Consider the following 17,658-nt stretch of genomic DNA (forward strand, 5'->3'; position numbering starts at 1 on the left):
TGCTGTGGTTTACATCATCGTTTGCTTATATTCCAAATACTCTTTGGAATAGGGATAACGATTCTTTAATACCAACAAATAACTGGCTTCCTTATCTTTATTGCCAAACACACGCTCCAAACGAATCCCTAATAAAAGCGCACGAGAAGACTGCTGCCCTAGCGCCTGATAGCGATCCAAATGCTTTTTAGCATCGGCATATTCCTGTCGTTGAAAACTGATATCCGCCAGCTCGATATGTGGGTCAGCAAGCCCACGATCCAATATTGCAGCGTGCTCAAATGCGGATTTGGCGCGCTCATTTTTTCCAAGCAATAACGCAGTTCTGCCAACATTCACTAATGCCGAAGCGCGGCCATCGTAATCCAAATCTGCAGCCGCAATTTCAAATTGCGCCAGCGCTTCTTCATAGCGTTTTAGACCAAACAAAAACACACCGAAGTTGTTATTGGCCAAGGTGAAATCTTTTTTACGTTTAAGCGCTTTTTTAAAAGTTTCTTCAGCTAACTCAGGCTCGCCCTCTAACTGATACAGTCGCGCCATAGCCTCCATAGCTTCAGGTGAATTTTTATCAATTTCAGCGGCTTTACGCAGATGGTGACGTGCTGCTTCACGATTGCCTTTCTCAATGTAACCCTGTGCCAGCTGAATATGCAGCTCCAGAGATTTTGATTTATCAACTTGACGATTTGCCCCACCAGTAGATGTGCAACCCACAAGAAGTGCCAGTGTTATGGCAGACACCAAGGTTAATTTCAGCAATTTTATAAAGTTATTTATTTGCATCATTGATACCTTTAATTTGAAATTATTGGCCAACAATTTTTACCGTTTGCACATCATCAAATTGTGCTCGATAACGCTCACTGCGACGCGTGACATCATTAACCTGCCCTGCTAATTGACCGCAAGCAGCATCGATATCATCGCCACGAGTCGTGCGCACGGTAGTGATGTACCCTTCCTCCATCAAAATATCCTGAAATTTGCGCAACGCGTTGTTACTCACACGCTTGTAATTCGACAAATTAAATGGATTAAATGGAATCAGGTTTATCTTGACCGGCACATCACGCAGGAGTTCCGCTAATTCGCGGGCATGGTGAGGACGATCATTAACCTGATCAATCAATGTATATTCAATGGTGATTTTCCGATGTGTATCTGGCATTGCTTCGATATAGCGCTTAGCAGAGTCGAGCAGCATAGCAATTGGATATTTGCGATTGATTGGCACCAATACATTACGCAATTCATCGTTGGGTGCATGCAAAGAAATTGCGAGACAGGCATCGGTATACTGACTTAAACGATCAAGTTGCGGCACTACACCAGATGTACTCAAAGTAACGCGGCGCTTGGAAATTCCATATGCGTTGTCATCCATCATCAGATTCATTGAATCGACAACGTTATCAAAATTAAGCAGCGGCTCACCCATTCCCATCATCACCACATTGGTAACACGGCGAGGGCCATTTGCTTGTAACTGCCCAAAAGATTTAGCGGCAATCCAGACTTGGCCGATAATTTCTGCAGCCGTTAAATCGCGATTAAAACCTTGTTTGCCTGTTGCACAAAAACTGCAATCCAGCGAGCAACCAACTTGCGATGACACACACAGAGTTCCGCGATCGCCATCAGGAATAAATACAGTTTCGATAACATTATTACCGCTGACGCGAATCAGAAATTTGCGTGTTCCATCAGCAGAGTCAAATTGCTGCACAACTTCCGGCATGCGGATTTCAGCAATATTTTTCAGCTTTGCGCGCAAATCCTTGCTGACATTGGTCATATCATCGAAATTATCCGCCCCAAGCTGATGAATCCATTTCATCACTTGAATTGCGCGAAATTTTTTCTCGCCAATAGATTCGAAAAAAGCTACCAGTTTGGCTTCTGACAAGCCCAACAGGTTCATTTTGGCAGAGCCTTCTGCGACCTCCGCTAGAGCGGGAGAATTGGATATTTCAGTCATGGCTCAATACCTATGAACACGTTGGTGATTTCAAAAAATTAACGAATAACAACTTCGTTGCTAGCAAAAAAATAACCGATTTCGCGCGCCGCAGATGTGGGCGAATCCGAACCATGAACAGCATTAATTTGCATACTGGTCGCGAAATCAGCACGAATAGTACCCGGTGCTGCCTTGGCCGGATCAGTCACGCCCATCAGCTCACGGTTGGCGATGATTGCGTTTTCACCAGACAACACCTGAACCACGACTGGGCCAGACGTCATAAAATTAACCAAGCCTTCAAAAAATGGACGCTCTTTGTGCTCGGCATAAAACCCTTCAGCTTGGGCACGGCTCAATAGCATCATGCGCTGGGCAACCACCTTTAAACCCGCTTTTTCAAAACGAGTGATGATTTCGCCGATGTGATTCTTGCTAACTGCATCAGGTTTGATAATGGACAAGGTTTGTTCGACAGCCATGATACGCTCCACTCGCTATTTTCCCGGTTGTTGTAGGCCAATTTTTCCGCCCAAAGCGAATTCGATACCTACAAAATACAAAACCCGCGAATTATACGCGGGTTTAGATGATTTTTATATCCTAGCTATTTGATTCATAAACAAAATCAGTTAAAGAACCAAATCTGGTGAGGTGACGCCCAACCCCCATACGATTGCAATAGGTATTGCACTAATTGATCGCGGCCGCGCGATCCTGAATGCGCTTGACCATCGCCTTCAAACCATTGCCGCGAGTAGAACTCAAATGCTGCAACAGATCTAACTCCGTGAAATAGGCGTCAATATCAAACGCAAGAATCTCACCCGAGGTCTTGCCATTGAAAGCGGCCAAAACCACTCCCAGTAGACCTTTTACGATAAACGCATCGCTATCTGCTTGAAAAAACAACTTTCCGGCGCGCAATTCATCAACCAGCCACACCTGACTTTGGCAGCCTCTCACCAAATATTCATCGGTACGCAGACTGGCATCCATCTCAGGCAGTTCTTTGCCCAAATCAATAATGTATTTGTAGCGCTCTTCCCAGTTATCAAAAAAGCCGAGACTATCGATGATGTCATCAACGGTTACATCTATGCCAAATTGGGTCATTAAAGGTCTCAATCTACTGCGATTAATAAAACATGCCGGTCTGAAGCTGAGCTTCTTCACTCATCATATGGCGCTGCCAAGGAGGATCAAACACCAACTCCACCTTAACATTTTTCACATTCGGAACCTTGCGCACGCGGTATTCCACATCCCCTACCAACACTGGCCCCATACCACAAGCCGGGGCAGTTAAGGTCATCTGAATAATCACCTGCTTTGCAGACTGGTCAATATCTACTGAATAAATCAATCCAAGATTCACCAAGTCCACTGGTATTTCCGGGTCGAACACTGTACCCAGCGCCTGCCAAACCTGATCTTCAAGGATTTGATCATTCGTCGGTTCAGGAAAACTTATCACCTCTGACTCAAGCCCAAGATGATGCGCATCTGTACCATCAACGCGCACCATTTGACCATGATAGGTCAGTGTGTAATTACCCCCCAGAGCTTGGGTAACGGTGAGAAATGTACCCTCCGGGATAGTTAATGGAGTACCGTCGGGAACACGTCTTGCTGGGCAATCCGCTTGGGCAACCACCATACGTCTTTCAGACATAATATTTCTCTACACCAATCGCGTTAGTTGACGCTAAAGCTTTCGCCGCAGCCGCAATAATCTTTCACGCGCGGATTATTGAATTTGAGCTGGCGATTGAGACCTTCGGTGACATAGTCGATTTCAGTACCACTCACCACCGATAAACTTTTTGCATCAACCAGCAGCTCAACGCCCTCTTCCAGCTGCATATGCACATCATCAGTCTTGGCCTCTTCAACCAAATCGACAACATACATCCAGCCGGTACAGCCGCTCTGCTTCACACTTAAACGCACAGCTTTTGCATCTTTGGCCGAGCCCAATTGCCGTTTGAAATGGGCGGCAGCCGCTGGGGTAACCTGCACCGGTTGTTGTGGATCAAATGAGGCAACGCTCATAACAATCTCCAGAATTAACTCATTGCTTTCCGAGTAGAAATATTCAGAGCAAAAACATTTTCGCTTTTTCTATCGCCGCGAACAGACGATCCACCTCGGCAAAGGTGTTATAAAAACTGAAACTTGCCCGCACAGTGCCGGGAATACCAAACTGATCCATGATGGGTTGCGCGCAATGATTACCAGTACGTACAGCAACTCCTTGCTTATCCAATAAAACACCTACATCAGCAGGGTGCGCACCCTCCAACAAAAAGCTCATTACGCTAGTTTTGTTGGTCGATGTACCTATCAGTTTAATTCCCGCCGTAGCACGCGCTTTTTCTTCAGCATAAGTAAGCAATGCTTGTTCATGCGCGGCAGCAGCAACGCGATCAATACTGTTGAGATAATCAATTGCCGCACCAAAGCCTATAACACCGGCGATATCCGGCGTACCGGCTTCAAATTTGTAAGGCAACTGATTAAATGTCGTTTCGACAAAACTAACTGTTTCGATCATTTCGCCACCACCTTGATAGGGAGGCATAGCTTCGAGCAGCTCACGTTTACCGTAGAGGACACCTAAGCCTGTCGGGCCAAATAATTTGTGCGCTGAAAAAGCATAGAAATCGCAATCCAGCGCTTGCACATCAACAGCCCAATGACTCACGGCCTGAGCACCATCAACTGTGACTTTTGCGCCAACGCCGTGCGCCAATGCGATAATTTTTTCGATAGGATTAATGCTACCCAGAGCATTAGAAACATGCCCAACAGATACCATCTTTACCCGATCATCCAACATGGCTTCAAATGCTGGCAGATCAATGCATCCTGTTGCATCTACAGAAATCGCTTCAACTTGTGCACCTGTCGCCTGAGCAACTAATTGCCAGGGGACAATATTCGAGTGATGCTCCATTGCCGACACCAGTACTCGGTCGCCAGCTTGCAAATTAGTCTTGCCCCATGAAGCGGCAACCAAATTAATGCTTTCGGTAGTACCGCGCGTCCAGATAATTTGTTTCGCTTCGGGCGCATTTAAAAACTGCGCCACTTTTTCACGCGCAGCTTCAAATTTTACTGTTGCTCGATCTGCCAAAGCATGAGCACCGCGATGAACATTGCTGTTATCAGTGCGATAGTAATCGCTGATCGCATCTATCACCGCATTGGGCTTTTGTGTGGTGGCTGCGTTGTCGAGATACACCAATGGCTGCCCATTAACCTGCTGATGCAAAATAGGAAAGTCAGCGCGGATTTTCTCTACACCAAACGTAGCACTGCTTTGCTCTATGGTGTCAGTCATCGGTCAACTCCAGCAAATGGCCTTCAGCAGCAATCAAACTTTCATCACGCCCAAACAATTTTGCGAGACGCGGATATAAATAATCATGTACCGCTGGCTGCTGGATTTGCTCCAACAACTCATTGATAAAACCGAAGCTCAACATCACATCGGCCTCAGCACGCGATAAGCCACGACTCTGCAAGTAATAGCGAGCATTGGCATTTAACTGGCTGATAGTTGCACCGTGCGCACACTTCACATCATCGGCGTAAATTTCCAATTCCGGTTTGGTATTTACTTCGGCCTTATTGGAAGTCAGCAAATTTTTGTTGCTTAACTCAGCCAGCGTTTTTTGCGCGTCCTGATGAATATAAATACGGCCGTTAAAAATTGCTTGCGCTGAATCACTTACGATACCGCGAAACACCTCATTCGATTTGCAGTGAGGAACCCAATGGCAAACGTTGGTATGGTAATCCACCATTTGCTGATTACGCGGCAAATAAATACCCTGCAAGTCTAGCTCTGCGCCCGACCCGCGATGATTCAGCTGATAATCAATACGCATCAGGCTAGAACCGAGCGCCAAAGCAAAACCACGCAGACGCGCATTGCGCTGTAAATCCACATGCACCGCACCAACATGCTGCGCCTGCTCTTCTTCCAAATTCAAACGGTAGTGATGCAAACTGGCGTTATCGCCCAAATGAATTTCAGTCAGGCTATTTGCAAAACCTTTCTGCGCATTTTCGCCAGAAAGATAATGCTCGATAATTTCAGCTTGCGAACTCTCTTCCAGCACCACCAGCACACGCTGATTACTCACAACAGCGCCAGTCATCACATTGACAATATAGACCGGCTTTTCCAGTTGCTGATTGCGCGGGATATGAATCAACACACCATCATCAAGCCATGCATTATTCAATGTCGCAAACAAATGGCGCTCACCTTCAACTATCTTTCCGAGGTGTTTTTCGATCAAACTTTTCTGCGCTACATTCGCCTGCGAAAAGCGCACAACAGATTCCGGCAAATTGTTGGAATGTTTTTCATCAAACACACCATCAACAAAGACCAAGCGGGTTGCATCCAACGGAATAAAACTTTCCTGCACAGTATTGAGCAGTGACTTTTCAGATGCTCCCCACACTTGATAAATAGTCTTGTGCAGACTTTGCAGCGGCGTATATTTCCAATGCTCAGTTTTGCGAGTCGGCCAAGGCTGTGCCAACCAATTTTCAGCTGCGCTATTGCGCAGCGATTCCAGCCAAGTTAACGGCTGCTGCTGGGTAGTCAGGCGAATGGCTTGATGTTGAAAATCACTCATGCTTACACCGCCTCGTTTTCAAGCCAGGCGTAGCCTTTTTCTTCCAGCTCTAACGCTAATTCTTTGCCACCGGTTTTCACAATGCGACCATTCGCAAGTACGTGCACGTAATCAGGCACTATGTAATCCAACAATCTTTGGTAGTGTGTCACCACAATAAAACTGCGATCAGGTGAGCGCATTGCATTCACACCATTAGCAACAACTTGCAGAGCATCAATATCCAAACCTGAGTCAGTTTCGTCGAGAATGCACAAGCTCGGTTCAAGCAACATCATTTGCATAATTTCGTTGCGTTTCTTTTCGCCGCCGGAAAAACCTTCGTTAACGCCGCGCTTTAAAAACGCCTGATCAAGACTAACGCGCTTGCTGGTTTCACGCGCAAGTTTCATAAATTCCATTGCCGACAATTCTGGCTGGCCGTGGTGCTTACGTTTTGCATCCACCGAGGCCTTCAAAAATTCCATATTGCTAACACCGGGAATTTCTACCGGATATTGAAACGCAAGAAACAAACCTTCGCGTGCACGCTCTTCGATTTCAAGCTCGAACAAATCTTTGCCGTTAAATTCCACATTACCGCTAGTCACTTCATAGCCATCGCGACCAGACAAGACATTGCCCAAGGTACTTTTACCTGCACCGTTTGGCCCCATGATGGCGTGCACTTCGCCCGGCTTAACGCTCAGATTCAAACCTTTAATAATTTCTTTCTCTTCAACACGGGCAAACAAATCAGTAATGCGTAACATAAATTTTTCAGTCCGATAATGTTCTAACACGGTAAATTCAATTTCTGGTTTTGATGAACAACAGCGATCAGCCTACAGAGCCTTCCAAGCTAACTTCTAAAAGTTTTCCTGCCTCTACGGCAAATTCCATCGGCAACTCTTTAAATACTTCGCGACAAAATCCATTCACAATCATAGAGACCGCTTTTTCAGCATCAAGGCCGCGCTGTTGGCAGAGGAACATTTGGTCTTCACTCACTTTGGATGTAGTCGCCTCGTGCTCAATAACCGCGCTTGGGTTTTTGCTTTCGATATAGGGGAAAGTATGAGCGCCGCACTTATCGCCGATTAACAGCGAATCGCACTGCGTATAATTACGCGCACCTTCAGCACCCGGATTAATACGCACCAAACCGCGATACGCATTGGAACTTTTACCTGCTGAAATACCTTTGGAGATGATGGTCGACTTGGTGTTTTTACCAATGTGAATCATCTTGGTGCCGGTATCGGCTTGCTGATAATTATTGGTCAGTGCGACCGAATAAAATTCACCAACACTGTTATCACCGCGCAACACACAGCTAGGATATTTCCAAGTTACTGCAGAACCGGTTTCAACTTGCGTCCATGAAATTTTGGCATTGGTGTGGCACACACCGCGCTTGGTTACGAAGTTGTAAATACCGCCCTTGCCTTCTTCGTTACCGGGATACCAGTTTTGCACGGTGGAATATTTAATCTCAGCATTATCCAGCGCAATCAATTCAACCACTGCAGCATGCAATTGGTTTTCATCGCGCATAGGTGCAGTACAACCCTCAAGATAACTGACATGCGAACCTTCATCGGCAACAATCAGAGTACGCTCAAATTGACCAGTATTTTGTTCATTGATACGGAAGTAAGTAGACAACTCCATTGGACAGCGCACACCTTTGGGGATATACACAAAGGAGCCATCGGAAAATACCGCCGAGTTCAATGCTGCGTAGTAATTGTCTTTTTGCGGCACCACTGTGCCAATATATTTTTTTATCAGCTCAGGATATTTCTGCACCGCCTCGCTGATCGAACAAAAAATCACGCCTGCTTCGAGCAGCTTTTCACGAAAGGTAGTCACTACCGAAACCGAGTCAAACACCACATCCATCGCCACACCGGCAAGCGCAGCCTGCTCATGCAGCGGAATGCCCAATTTTTCATAGGTACGCAGCAATTCTGGATCAACTTCATCCAGACTTTTAGGCTTTTCATCCATTGACTTGGGCGCGGAATAATAAGAAACCGCTTGGAAATCGATATCGTCGTATTTGACATGCGCCCATTCCGGCTCAGTCATTTCGAGCCAGGATTGATAGGCTTTTAGTCGCCATTCAAGCAGCCATTCCGGCTCATTTTTTTTCGCCGAAATAAAACGAACTACATCCTCGTTTAAGCCAGGCGGAAGCGTTTCTGAATCGATAGCCGTATGAAAACCTGCGGCATATTCTTTCTTGATGAGATGTTCGACTTGTTCAGACATAACATTTACCTTTTGCTGAGGATAGCGCTGGCGCTACGCCTTGTGCAGCTTAACGATCACACCGCGAAGGTGCTCAATCGCATAGTCAATTTCGTCGGCCGTGGTATAACGACCAATACTAAAACGCAACGATGCTTGCGCTGCGTCATCATTCAATCCAATGGCTTTTAATACATAACTGGGCGACATACTGGCCGAATTACAAGCTGAACCACTGGAAATTGCCAAATCGCGCAGCGAGAGCAATAACATCTCGCCATCGGCATTACCAAAGGCGACATTTAAAATGCCGCTCACACAATTAATAGCTGAGCCGTTACGTTTAATACCCGGCAAATCGGCAATGCCCTGCCAAAGACGATCACGCAAATGTTTAATACGCTCAGCATCATCAGCCAGCCGCGCAGCAGCAATTTTTGCTGCCTCACCGATGCCCACTAATTGATGCGCTGGCAATGTACCTGAACGCATACCACGCTCATGTCCACCACCGTGAATTTGCGCAGCAACTTTTACATCGCCTGAGCGACGAACATAAAGCGCACCAACACCTTTAGGGCCGTAAAATTTGTGCGCGGAAATTGATAACAAATCCACACCCAAATCTTTTACATCAACCGGAATTTTCCCTGCGCTTTGGGCGGCATCGCAATGAAATAAAATATTGCGCGATTTGCAGACATCAACCAATGTTTTGATGTCGTTAATGCAACCCAACTCATTATTGACCTGCATAATGCTTACTAAAAATGTGTCTGCTTCCAGAGCAGCAACAAGCGCATCTACCGTGATGATTCCTTCTGCGGTTGGCTGCAAGCGAGTGATACGAAAACCTTGGGCTTCCAACCAATTGGCCGGATCAAGCACTGCTTTATGCTCAATGGCCGACACAATGATATGACCGCCAGTGCTATGGCTTGCGCGGTAAGTTTCCGCGATACCTTTGAGCGCTAGGTTGTTGGCCTCAGTTGCACCGCTCGTCCATACAATTTCGCGGGGATCTGCATTAATTAACGCAGCAACTTGCGCACGCGCCTCTTCAACCACTTCTTCTGCTTGCCAGCCATATACATGGGAACGTGAAGCTGGGTTTGCAAAATTGCCCTCTAACGTCAGGCACTGCGCCATGCTTGCCGCCACTTCAGGGGCAACCGGCGTAGTCGCGGCATAATCGAGATAAATGGGCTTGCGCAAAACTATTGATACCTTACAAGGTGTAAAAACAGGCAATAAATCGACTGGGCGTAAATCGTTACAAAATTTCACTGATCGCAATGTGCGACTCATCTTTTTGCATCGTCATTACACGCATATCCTGACGCTTGCTCACAGACTGAATATCGTTGCGAGCAACCAGATCAGCGAGCGTAATCTCACTCAAGAATTGATGAATGCGAGCACTTAAATCCTCCCACAAATGGTGAGTCAAACAGACTTCACCTTCGTGGCAGTTGCCCTTGCCTTCACAGCGGGTTGCATCCAGCGATTCACTGACCGCATCCACAACCTGCGCAATGGAAATATCGGCGGTACTGTTCATCAGGCGATAACCACCGCCGGGGCCGCGTACACTTTTCACCAATTTAAAATGGCGCAAACGCGCAAAAAGCTGTTCAAGATAAGACAGAGAAATGCCTTGGCGCGCGGAGATATCCGCCAGACTGACGGGGCCAACATCACTGTGCAACGCCAAGTCGAGCATGGCGGTAACAGCGTAACGGCCTTTGGTAGTAAGTCTCATAGCAGAGGAGCCTCGCAGCAAAATCTCTGGGTTTATCTCGTATCGCGATCCTGAAATCACCTTCGAAAGCAAGCGCGACGCCAATTCCGAGTATTTTACTCAAGTATTCGGTTTTTTCCAACGCCCAATCCGGTGAGCGCTGGCTATCGCCCGCATTTAACTGCGCTATTCCGCAGGCTTATCGTCTTTTGTCAGCTCGCGCATGGATTCCAAACCCGGTTTTAACCCGAATTTATTCATCACCTTGCCGCTGTAAAACATGTAGTTCTGTATTGCGGTCAGCACGCCGCGCAGGATATTTAGCTCCATCTGATCCATACGCACGCGGTTATACAAGCGACGCAGGCGCGTCATGGTTTGCTTGGGATTATCGCGATCAAGAAAGTTCAGCTCCGCCAAAGTATCTTCGAGGTGCTCGTAGTAGGTTTCCATCGCTTGCGCTTCTACGGGCGGCATATCCCACTGATGCTGCGGCAGCGTATTACCCTCAACTGCCTGCAAATACGCCATGCGCACTTCATAGGAGATCACCTGCACCGCTGTCGCGAGATTGAGCGAGCTGTAGTCAGGGTTCGCGGGGATATGTACGTGATAGTTGCACTTGTGCAGCTCTTCGTTAGTCAGGCCACGATCTTCACGACCAAACACAATCGCCACCTCATGGTTGCCCGCCTCTGCCCAAACGCTTTCGCCGCATTGACGTGGATCGAGCAGCGGCCAAGGGATTCGGCGTTCGCGCGCACTGGTTCCTACCACCAAGCTACAACCAGAGATGGCTTCATCGAGCGTTTCTACGACTACCGCATCATCTAATACATCAGTCGCACCGGCAGAGCGCCAGACTGCTTTGTCGGAGGGATACTCTTGCGGTGCCACCAAATACAGGCGCGATAAACCCATGTTTTTCATCGCCCGCGCGGCACCGCCAATATTGCCCGGGTGACTGGTATTAACCAAAACGATACGAATATTGGCAAAAGGCTGGGCTGACATAGGCAAATCTCGGCTGTAAATGAGCGGTAACTCGGTTGTATATGAGAGGTAAAAGGGCGCGCAGTATACAGTCAAGTATCACTAGCCTCTAGTAAGGACTTGCGGCTATAATTCGCGCCCTTGGCGAGAGGTGTGATGCAATGATTGCTCAAACCACCTGCGGCCCCGCTCTTTTACAATCCCGACCCCTGAATTAGTGCTATCTAATCGATACGATCTAACTGCTTGATTAGCATTGGCTTTTTACTTCTAGCTTACTGAATTGGTACTCTATGGAACCCATGTTGACTATTGCTCTGCGCGCTGGGCGCAAAGCTGCTGAGCTGATTGAACGCGCATTTGAACGCGTTGACCTGTTAACGATCGAAACCAAAAGCCGCAATGACTACGTCACCGAAGTCGATAAAGCTGCTGAAAAAGAAATCATCTATCACCTTCGTAAAGCCTACCCTGACCACAGTATTCGCGGTGAAGAAGGTGGCCATCAACCGGGCAAAAACCCCGATTACGAATGGATTATCGACCCCCTCGATGGCACTACCAACTTTATTCACGGGGTTCCTCACTTCTCAATCTCCATCGCTTGCAAATACAAAGGCCAGATTGAACACGCCGTTGTAATCGACCCAATTAAACGCGAAGAATTTACCGCCAGCCGTGGCCGTGGTGCTGCACTTAATGGCCGCCGCATTCGCGTATCTAATCGACGCGGAATGGAAGGTGCTTTGATCGGTACTGGCATCCCGTTCAGCGGTTACGCGCTTGAGCACATTGGCCCTTACCTCGCGTGCGTACAGGAAATCGCTGGTCAAACTTCAGGTATTCGTCGCTGCGGTTCAGCTGCGCTGGATTTAGCCTATGTAGCGGCTGGCCGCTTTGATGCCTTCTGGGAAATGAACTTGAACGAGTGGGATATCGCTGGCGGCATTCTGCTGGTTAAAGAAGCCGGCGGCTTGGTAAGCGACTTTAACGGTGGTGTAGATTTTATGGAAACCGGCCATATCGTGTGCGGATCCCCCAAGGTATTCAAACCAGTTTTGCAAATCGTTCAGAAGAATCTGGGTCACTTGAAATAAGGCGACTTTTGAGCAACTGATACAAAAACGGCGAGCCTAGGCTCGCCGTTTTTCTTTATTACCTGCATAACTGATTCTATTTGTTGGCGATGGCATCCCAACTGGCCTTTATGATCGATTCCAATAATGGCTCGTCGATCTGGATAAGCCCCTGCGATGACTTACGCGCAAGCTCGAAGTAAGGCTCAAAGCCCAGAGAGAAAAGCACCTCATCAGGAAAATCCTTCAACTCTTTGCGTTCACGCCCCTGCTTATAAAAGGTAAACAGTGGCATTAGTGTGACCTTCACCTCTTCGTGCCGACTTTGCAGTATTTCCACCGGCAAGTGATCGAACTGCCCTTTACTCAGAATGATATCCGGCTGGCGCAAAAATAATGCCCAGAAATTCAAGCACATACATCTGAATTGCTCGAACAATGGGTCATTTTCACTGTGACTGGAAAACACTTGCTGGGCGACTGTATCGATAATCTGGGTATGCAGTTTATGGATAAGATCATCCCGATCCTCAAAATACAGATACACAGTACCAATCGCGATACCCGCTTCTTTGGCCACATCGCGAATCGAGAAGCCGTGGAAACCACGGCTTGCCAATAAGCGCAGGGTTGCATCAAGAATGATTCCACATTTGCTGCTTATCATTCTGATGCTTCACTTTCTTTCGATTTTGAGGGAAACCAGCGCTGCGCCAAACGGAACACCACGACAAAGAACACTGGCACAAAGTAGATCGCCAATACCGTCGCCGAGAACATACCGCCAAATACGCCAGTACCAATCGCATTCTGGCTACCAGAACCGGCACCAGTACTGATAACCAAAGGCGTTACACCGAGCATAAATGCCATAGAAGTCATGATGATCGGACGCAAGCGCATACGCACCGCTTCTTTAGTCGCTGCGAGCAATTCCATACCCTCTTCATGCAACTGCTTGGCGAACTCCACAATCAGAATTGCGTTTTTCGCCGCCAAACCAATGGTAGTTAACAAGCCGACTTGGAAGTAAACGTCGTTCGACAAGCCGCGCCCCATCGCAAACAGCACCGCACCTATCACCCCGAGCGGAACCACCAAAATTACCGCAAAGGGAACCGACCAGCTTTCATACAAGGCAGCCAGACACAGGAATACGATCAGAATCGACAAGGCGTACAGCAGCGGTGCCTGATTACCGGATTCTTTTTCCTGCAGCGACATTCCCGTCCACTGATAACCAATACCTTTCGGCAATTTGGCGGCCATTTCTTCAATCGCCAGCATAGAGTCACCCGAACTCACGCCTGGCGCGCCCTGCCCGATAATATTTACCGAAGGCACACCGTTGTAGCGCTCAAGGCGCGGCGAACCGTAAATCCAGCGGCCAGAGGTAAAGGCCGAGAATGGCACCATTTCACCTTTGTCATTACGTGCGTACCAGTTTTTAACGTCTTCCGGCAGCATGCGATATTGCGCATCGCCCTGCATGTACACCTTCTTCACACGCCCTTTGTCGATAAAGTCATTAACGTAGGATGCTGCCCAAGCGGTTGAGAAGATACTGTTGATGTCGCTCAGGGATACACCCAAAGCGGCAGCCTTTTCCTGATCTACATCCAACTTGAACTGCGGGTTATCTTCCTGACCGTTAGGACGAACGCCGACCAAACGGGAATCCTGCGACGCCATACCCAACAGCTGGTTGCGCGCTTGCATCAAGGCTTCATGACCCAAACCGCCCAAGTCTTGTAACTGCAAATTAAAGCCCGATGAGGTGCCCAACTGGGTAATCGCGGGAGGAACAAAGGGGAATACCATCGCATCTTTGATTTGCGAGAAGGCCCCCATCGCCCGACCGGCCACGCCTGCTACATGCTGGGATTCGTCGGTACGCTCAGACCAATCTTTCATACCCACAAAGGCAATACCGTTGTTTTGCCCACGACCACTGAAGCTGAAGCCAATTACCGAAAACACCGAACGCACATTTTCAGCTTCGTTTTCCAGATAGTGCCTCTCGATCTGATCCATAACACCACTGGAACGCTCTTTGGTCGCACCTACCGGCAAGGTCATTTGGGTAAACAGAATCCCCTGATCTTCATCTGGCAGAAACGCACTTGGCAGGCGCATAAACAGCAACCCGAGCACCACGACGATAGCGACATAAACCGCCATGTAGCGACCAGTTTTACCCAGCATGCCGCCCACGGTAGATTGGTATTTGTCGGTAGCGCGGTTGAAATTGCGGTTAAACCAGCCAAAGAAACCGCGCTTTTCGTGGTGATCGTGACTGACGGGCTTTAGCAGAGTCGCACAAAGTGCTGGAGTCAAAGTAAGTGCCACGAGTACCGACAACACCATCGCCGATACAATAGTGATCGAGAATTGGCGGTAAATAACACCAGTCGAACCACCAAAGAACGCCATAGGCACGAATACCGCTGACAGCACCAAAGCGATACCAATCAAAGCACCCGTAATCTGCTGCATGGACTTACGTGTCGCTTCGCGCGGCGAGAGACCATCCTCCACCATTACCCGCTCGACGTTTTCCACCACTACGATGGCGTCGTCCACCAACAAACCGATAGCCAATACCATCGCAAACATGGTCAGGGTGTTGATCGAGAAACCAAACGCCTGCAAGACCGCAAAAGTACCCAACAATACCACTGGCACCGCAATGGTCGGGATCAGGGTGGCACGGAAGTTCTGCAAGAACAGGTACATCACCAAAAACACCAGCACAATCGCCTCAATCAGCGTGTGCACTACCGCTTCAATGGAGAGTTTTACGAAGGGAGTTGTGTCGTAGGGATAAACCACATCCAGATTCGGCGGGAAAAATGATTGCAACTCGCCGATGCGTTCGCGTACTGCGGTCGCGGTATCCAGCGCGTTAGCACCGGACGCCAAGGTGATCGCCAAACCGGCAGCCGGGCGATTGTTGAACTCAGTTTCAAACTGGTAGTTTTCACCCCCCAACTCTACCCGCGCCACATCACCCAAGCGAACTTGTGAGCCATCCTGATTTACACGCAGCAGAATATTGGAGAACTGCTCAGGCGTAGATAGACGGGTTTGCACCACGATACTGGCATTGATTTCCTGCCCCGGCAGCGCTGGCGTACCACCCAATTCACCTGCGGCGATCTGGGCATTTTGCGCGCGAATCGCAGTCGCTACATCAACAGTAGTCAGGTTGTAAGTCGCAAGCTTATTGGCATCCAACCAGATACGCATCGCATATTGCGAACCGAACAGCGTGATCTGCCCTACGCCGTTCAAGCGGCTGAGCTGATCCTGCACGTTAGCGGCAACATAGTCGGCGATATCGTACTTATCCATAGAGCCATCGGCGGATACAAAACCCAAAACCATCAGGAAGCCGGATGAGGATTTGGTCACGCGGATACCCTGCTGCTGCACTTCTTGCGGCAACAAAGGCATGGCGGTTTGCAGCTTGTTCTGCACCTGAACCTGAGCAATGTCGGGGTCGGTTCCCGCAAGGAAGGTAATGGTTACCTCGCCGCGACCACTGGACTCACTGGTCGAGGACATGTACTGCACATTATCGATACCGGTCAGGCCCTGCTCGATAATCTGGATAACCGTGTCCTGTACCGTTTGCGCAGAGGCACCTGGATAAGTGGCACTGATCGACACCGCTGGCGGTGCCACATCGGGATACTGGGCGATGGGCAATTTGAAAATCGACAAGGCGCCCGCCAGCATGATGATGATCGAAATAACCCAGGCAAATACCGGGCGATCAATAAAGAACTTGGCCATAGTGGTTATTCTCCTGCTGCTGCGCTGGGAGCGACCGCTTTAGCCGGAGCACCGGGCTTCACTTTTTGCAGACCTTCGACGATCAACTGATCGCCAACCTCCAGACCATCCAACACCAACCACTGGTCGCCCACTGCACGGCCAGTTTTGATTTGGCGAACCTCAACAACACCTTCTTTGTTGATGATCATCGCCGTAGCATTGCCGGAACGGTCGCGGGTAACCCCGCGCTGTGGCGCCAGCAAAGCATTGGTACGCACACCTTCATCCAACTGGGTGCGCACGAACATGCCGGGCAACAACAGGCGATCAGGGTTGGTAAATTGGGCGCGCAGTGTCACCGAGCCAGTCGATTCGTTTACACCCACCTCAGCAAATTCCAACACACCTTCATGCTCATAGACTGAGCCGTCGTCGAGCAACAGGCGAACTTTGGCTGAATCAGTAACAGACACATGACCTTTCAACATATCGCGACGCAATTGCAATTGCTCATCTACTGATTGGGATACATCCACATAAATCGGGTTTAACTGGATGATTTCAGCCAAGACCGCGGCTTGGCCCGCACTCACCAAGGCACCTTCAGTCACATTGGACTTACCGATCACTCCATCAATTGGCGCCAAGACTTTGGTGTACTTCAGGTTGATTTGCGCGGTTACTACGGCTGCTTGCGCGGCAGCAACAGCAGCTTTTGCCTGACTTGAAGTTGCCAGTGCATCATCATAATCCTGCTTGCTGATGGAGTTCACTTTCACCAGATTCTTGTAGCGGGATTCACGCGCATTCGCTGCTTCTGCATTGGCTTGAGCGCGCTGTAATTCCGCTTTAGCACTGTTCAATGCAGCTTCATAGGTCGCCGCATCAATCTGGTACAAAGGTGTGCCCGCTTTGATCTCGGCACCCTCTTCAAACAGACGCTTCTGGATAATACCGCTCACCTGAGGGCGTACCTCCGCCTTGCGAAACGCCGAAGTGCGCCCCGGCAGACTGACCTGCAAAGGGACATCCTGCGCGGCTAAGGTGACAACGCCTACTTCTGCCGGCTGGCCTTGGGCTGCTGCCGCAGGAGCTTTTGAGTCACACGCAGATAACGCGAACCCCATAACTCCAATAGCAATAATTGCCCTGTACCCATTGACTGAAAACATGGTGAACTCCTTAAAAAACCATTAATAAATCTGGACGAAA

The 17,658-nt window shown here is 48.7% G+C and carries 17 protein-coding genes; 1 reads left to right on the plus strand and 16 read right to left on the minus strand.

Going from position 1 to position 17,658, the window contains the following annotated elements:
• Nucleotides 1–9: 9 nt before the first annotated feature.
• The 13 genes from pilW to trmJ form a co-directional block, all read right to left on the minus strand.
• Entirely contained in the window at nucleotides 10–789 is a 780-nt protein-coding gene (pilW, locus tag SPL68_RS12300) for a type IV pilus biogenesis/stability protein PilW (protein WP_323815457.1), read from the minus strand.
• A gap of 19 nt (nucleotides 790–808) precedes the next feature.
• Nucleotides 809–1,981 (minus strand): dual-specificity RNA methyltransferase RlmN, encoded by a 1,173-nt coding sequence (rlmN, locus tag SPL68_RS12305; protein WP_323815458.1) that lies wholly within the window; start codon nucleotides 1,979–1,981, stop codon nucleotides 809–811.
• Nucleotides 1,982–2,019: 38 nt separating this feature from the next.
• Nucleotides 2,020–2,445 carry a nucleoside-diphosphate kinase gene (gene ndk / locus SPL68_RS12310; RefSeq protein WP_323815459.1) on the minus strand — a complete coding sequence of 142 codons (426 nt, stop codon included), beginning with the start codon at nucleotides 2,443–2,445 and terminating at the stop codon, nucleotides 2,020–2,022.
• A 211-nt stretch (nucleotides 2,446–2,656) separates the two neighbouring features.
• Nucleotides 2,657–3,079 (minus strand): SufE family protein, encoded by a 423-nt coding sequence (locus SPL68_RS12315; RefSeq protein ID WP_323815460.1) that lies wholly within the window; start codon nucleotides 3,077–3,079, stop codon nucleotides 2,657–2,659.
• A gap of 22 nt (nucleotides 3,080–3,101) precedes the next feature.
• Nucleotides 3,102–3,638: a putative Fe-S cluster assembly protein SufT gene (gene sufT / locus SPL68_RS12320; RefSeq protein ID WP_323815461.1), complete on the minus strand. Its 537-nt coding sequence runs from the start codon at nucleotides 3,636–3,638 to the stop codon at nucleotides 3,102–3,104.
• Nucleotides 3,639–3,661: 23 nt separating this feature from the next.
• Nucleotides 3,662–4,018 carry a HesB/IscA family protein gene (locus tag SPL68_RS12325; RefSeq protein WP_323815462.1) on the minus strand — a complete coding sequence of 119 codons (357 nt, stop codon included), beginning with the start codon at nucleotides 4,016–4,018 and terminating at the stop codon, nucleotides 3,662–3,664.
• A gap of 43 nt (nucleotides 4,019–4,061) precedes the next feature.
• Nucleotides 4,062–5,309, minus strand: coding sequence for an aminotransferase class V-fold PLP-dependent enzyme (locus SPL68_RS12330; RefSeq protein ID WP_323815463.1), 1,248 nt, complete (start codon nucleotides 5,307–5,309; stop codon nucleotides 4,062–4,064).
• A complete protein-coding gene (sufD, locus tag SPL68_RS12335; protein WP_323815464.1) occupies nucleotides 5,302–6,621 on the minus strand; it encodes a Fe-S cluster assembly protein SufD in 1,320 nt (439 codons plus the stop codon). Before sufD ends, SPL68_RS12330 begins: the two co-directional genes overlap by 8 nt.
• Nucleotides 6,622–6,623: 2 nt before the next feature.
• A complete protein-coding gene (sufC, locus tag SPL68_RS12340) occupies nucleotides 6,624–7,373 on the minus strand; it encodes a Fe-S cluster assembly ATPase SufC (protein ID WP_323815465.1) in 750 nt (249 codons plus the stop codon).
• Nucleotides 7,374–7,440: 67 nt separating this feature from the next.
• Nucleotides 7,441–8,877 (minus strand): Fe-S cluster assembly protein SufB, encoded by a 1,437-nt coding sequence (gene sufB, locus SPL68_RS12345; protein ID WP_323815466.1) that lies wholly within the window; start codon nucleotides 8,875–8,877, stop codon nucleotides 7,441–7,443.
• Between the two features lie 33 nt (nucleotides 8,878–8,910).
• Entirely contained in the window at nucleotides 8,911–10,071 is a 1,161-nt protein-coding gene (locus SPL68_RS12350) for an IscS subfamily cysteine desulfurase (RefSeq protein WP_323815467.1), read from the minus strand.
• 58 nt (nucleotides 10,072–10,129) lie between these two features.
• Nucleotides 10,130–10,618, minus strand: coding sequence for a Fe-S cluster assembly transcriptional regulator IscR (iscR, locus tag SPL68_RS12355; RefSeq protein WP_323815468.1), 489 nt, complete (start codon nucleotides 10,616–10,618; stop codon nucleotides 10,130–10,132).
• A 165-nt stretch (nucleotides 10,619–10,783) separates the two neighbouring features.
• Complete coding sequence (gene trmJ / locus SPL68_RS12360; protein WP_323815469.1) at nucleotides 10,784–11,611, minus strand: tRNA (cytosine(32)/uridine(32)-2'-O)-methyltransferase TrmJ; 828 nt, start codon at nucleotides 11,609–11,611, stop codon at nucleotides 10,784–10,786.
• 272 nt (nucleotides 11,612–11,883) lie between these two features.
• Between trmJ and SPL68_RS12365 the strand changes: the two genes are divergently transcribed.
• The gene (locus SPL68_RS12365; RefSeq protein WP_323815470.1) at nucleotides 11,884–12,687 is read left to right on the plus strand and encodes an inositol monophosphatase family protein; all 804 of its coding nucleotides are present in this window, start codon (nucleotides 11,884–11,886) and stop codon (nucleotides 12,685–12,687) included.
• A 76-nt stretch (nucleotides 12,688–12,763) separates the two neighbouring features.
• Here SPL68_RS12365 and SPL68_RS12370 read toward each other — a convergent pair whose 3' ends face one another.
• Genes SPL68_RS12370 through SPL68_RS12380 form a run of 3 tightly spaced genes read right to left on the minus strand, consistent with a single transcriptional unit; the run spans nucleotide 12,764 to nucleotide 17,618 of the window.
• Nucleotides 12,764–13,333: a TetR/AcrR family transcriptional regulator gene (locus tag SPL68_RS12370; protein ID WP_323815471.1), complete on the minus strand. Its 570-nt coding sequence runs from the start codon at nucleotides 13,331–13,333 to the stop codon at nucleotides 12,764–12,766.
• The gene (locus SPL68_RS12375; protein WP_323815472.1) at nucleotides 13,330–16,464 is read right to left on the minus strand and encodes an efflux RND transporter permease subunit; all 3,135 of its coding nucleotides are present in this window, start codon (nucleotides 16,462–16,464) and stop codon (nucleotides 13,330–13,332) included. Before SPL68_RS12375 ends, SPL68_RS12370 begins: the two co-directional genes overlap by 4 nt.
• 5 nt (nucleotides 16,465–16,469) lie before the next feature.
• On the minus strand, nucleotides 16,470–17,618 hold the full coding sequence (locus tag SPL68_RS12380) for an efflux RND transporter periplasmic adaptor subunit (protein WP_323815473.1): 1,149 nt from the start codon (nucleotides 17,616–17,618) through the stop codon (nucleotides 16,470–16,472).
• Between the last annotated feature and the right edge of the window lie 40 nt (nucleotides 17,619–17,658).

Source organism: Cellvibrio chitinivorans, assembly GCF_035117775.1.
Taxonomy (GTDB): domain Bacteria; phylum Pseudomonadota; class Gammaproteobacteria; order Pseudomonadales; family Cellvibrionaceae; genus Cellvibrio; species Cellvibrio chitinivorans.

Coding starts and splice junctions, on each gene's coding strand:
- pilW (WP_323815457.1), bottom strand. CDS start 789: ATGATGCAAATAAATAACTTTATAAAATTGCTGAAATTAACCTTGGTG.
- rlmN (WP_323815458.1), bottom strand. CDS start 1,981: ATGACTGAAATATCCAATTCTCCCGCTCTAGCGGAGGTCGCAGAAGGC.
- ndk (WP_323815459.1), bottom strand. CDS start 2,445: ATGGCTGTCGAACAAACCTTGTCCATTATCAAACCTGATGCAGTTAGC.
- SPL68_RS12315 (WP_323815460.1), bottom strand. CDS start 3,079: ATGACCCAATTTGGCATAGATGTAACCGTTGATGACATCATCGATAGT.
- sufT (WP_323815461.1), bottom strand. CDS start 3,638: ATGTCTGAAAGACGTATGGTGGTTGCCCAAGCGGATTGCCCAGCAAGA.
- SPL68_RS12325 (WP_323815462.1), bottom strand. CDS start 4,018: ATGAGCGTTGCCTCATTTGATCCACAACAACCGGTGCAGGTTACCCCA.
- SPL68_RS12330 (WP_323815463.1), bottom strand. CDS start 5,309: ATGACTGACACCATAGAGCAAAGCAGTGCTACGTTTGGTGTAGAGAAA.
- sufD (WP_323815464.1), bottom strand. CDS start 6,621: ATGAGTGATTTTCAACATCAAGCCATTCGCCTGACTACCCAGCAGCAG.
- sufC (WP_323815465.1), bottom strand. CDS start 7,373: ATGTTACGCATTACTGATTTGTTTGCCCGTGTTGAAGAGAAAGAAATT.
- sufB (WP_323815466.1), bottom strand. CDS start 8,877: ATGTCTGAACAAGTCGAACATCTCATCAAGAAAGAATATGCCGCAGGT.
- iscR (WP_323815468.1), bottom strand. CDS start 10,618: ATGAGACTTACTACCAAAGGCCGTTACGCTGTTACCGCCATGCTCGAC.
- trmJ (WP_323815469.1), bottom strand. CDS start 11,611: ATGTCAGCCCAGCCTTTTGCCAATATTCGTATCGTTTTGGTTAATACC.
- SPL68_RS12365 (WP_323815470.1), top strand. CDS start 11,884: ATGGAACCCATGTTGACTATTGCTCTGCGCGCTGGGCGCAAAGCTGCT.
- SPL68_RS12370 (WP_323815471.1), bottom strand. CDS start 13,333: ATGATAAGCAGCAAATGTGGAATCATTCTTGATGCAACCCTGCGCTTA.
- SPL68_RS12375 (WP_323815472.1), bottom strand. CDS start 16,464: ATGGCCAAGTTCTTTATTGATCGCCCGGTATTTGCCTGGGTTATTTCG.
- SPL68_RS12380 (WP_323815473.1), bottom strand. CDS start 17,618: ATGTTTTCAGTCAATGGGTACAGGGCAATTATTGCTATTGGAGTTATG.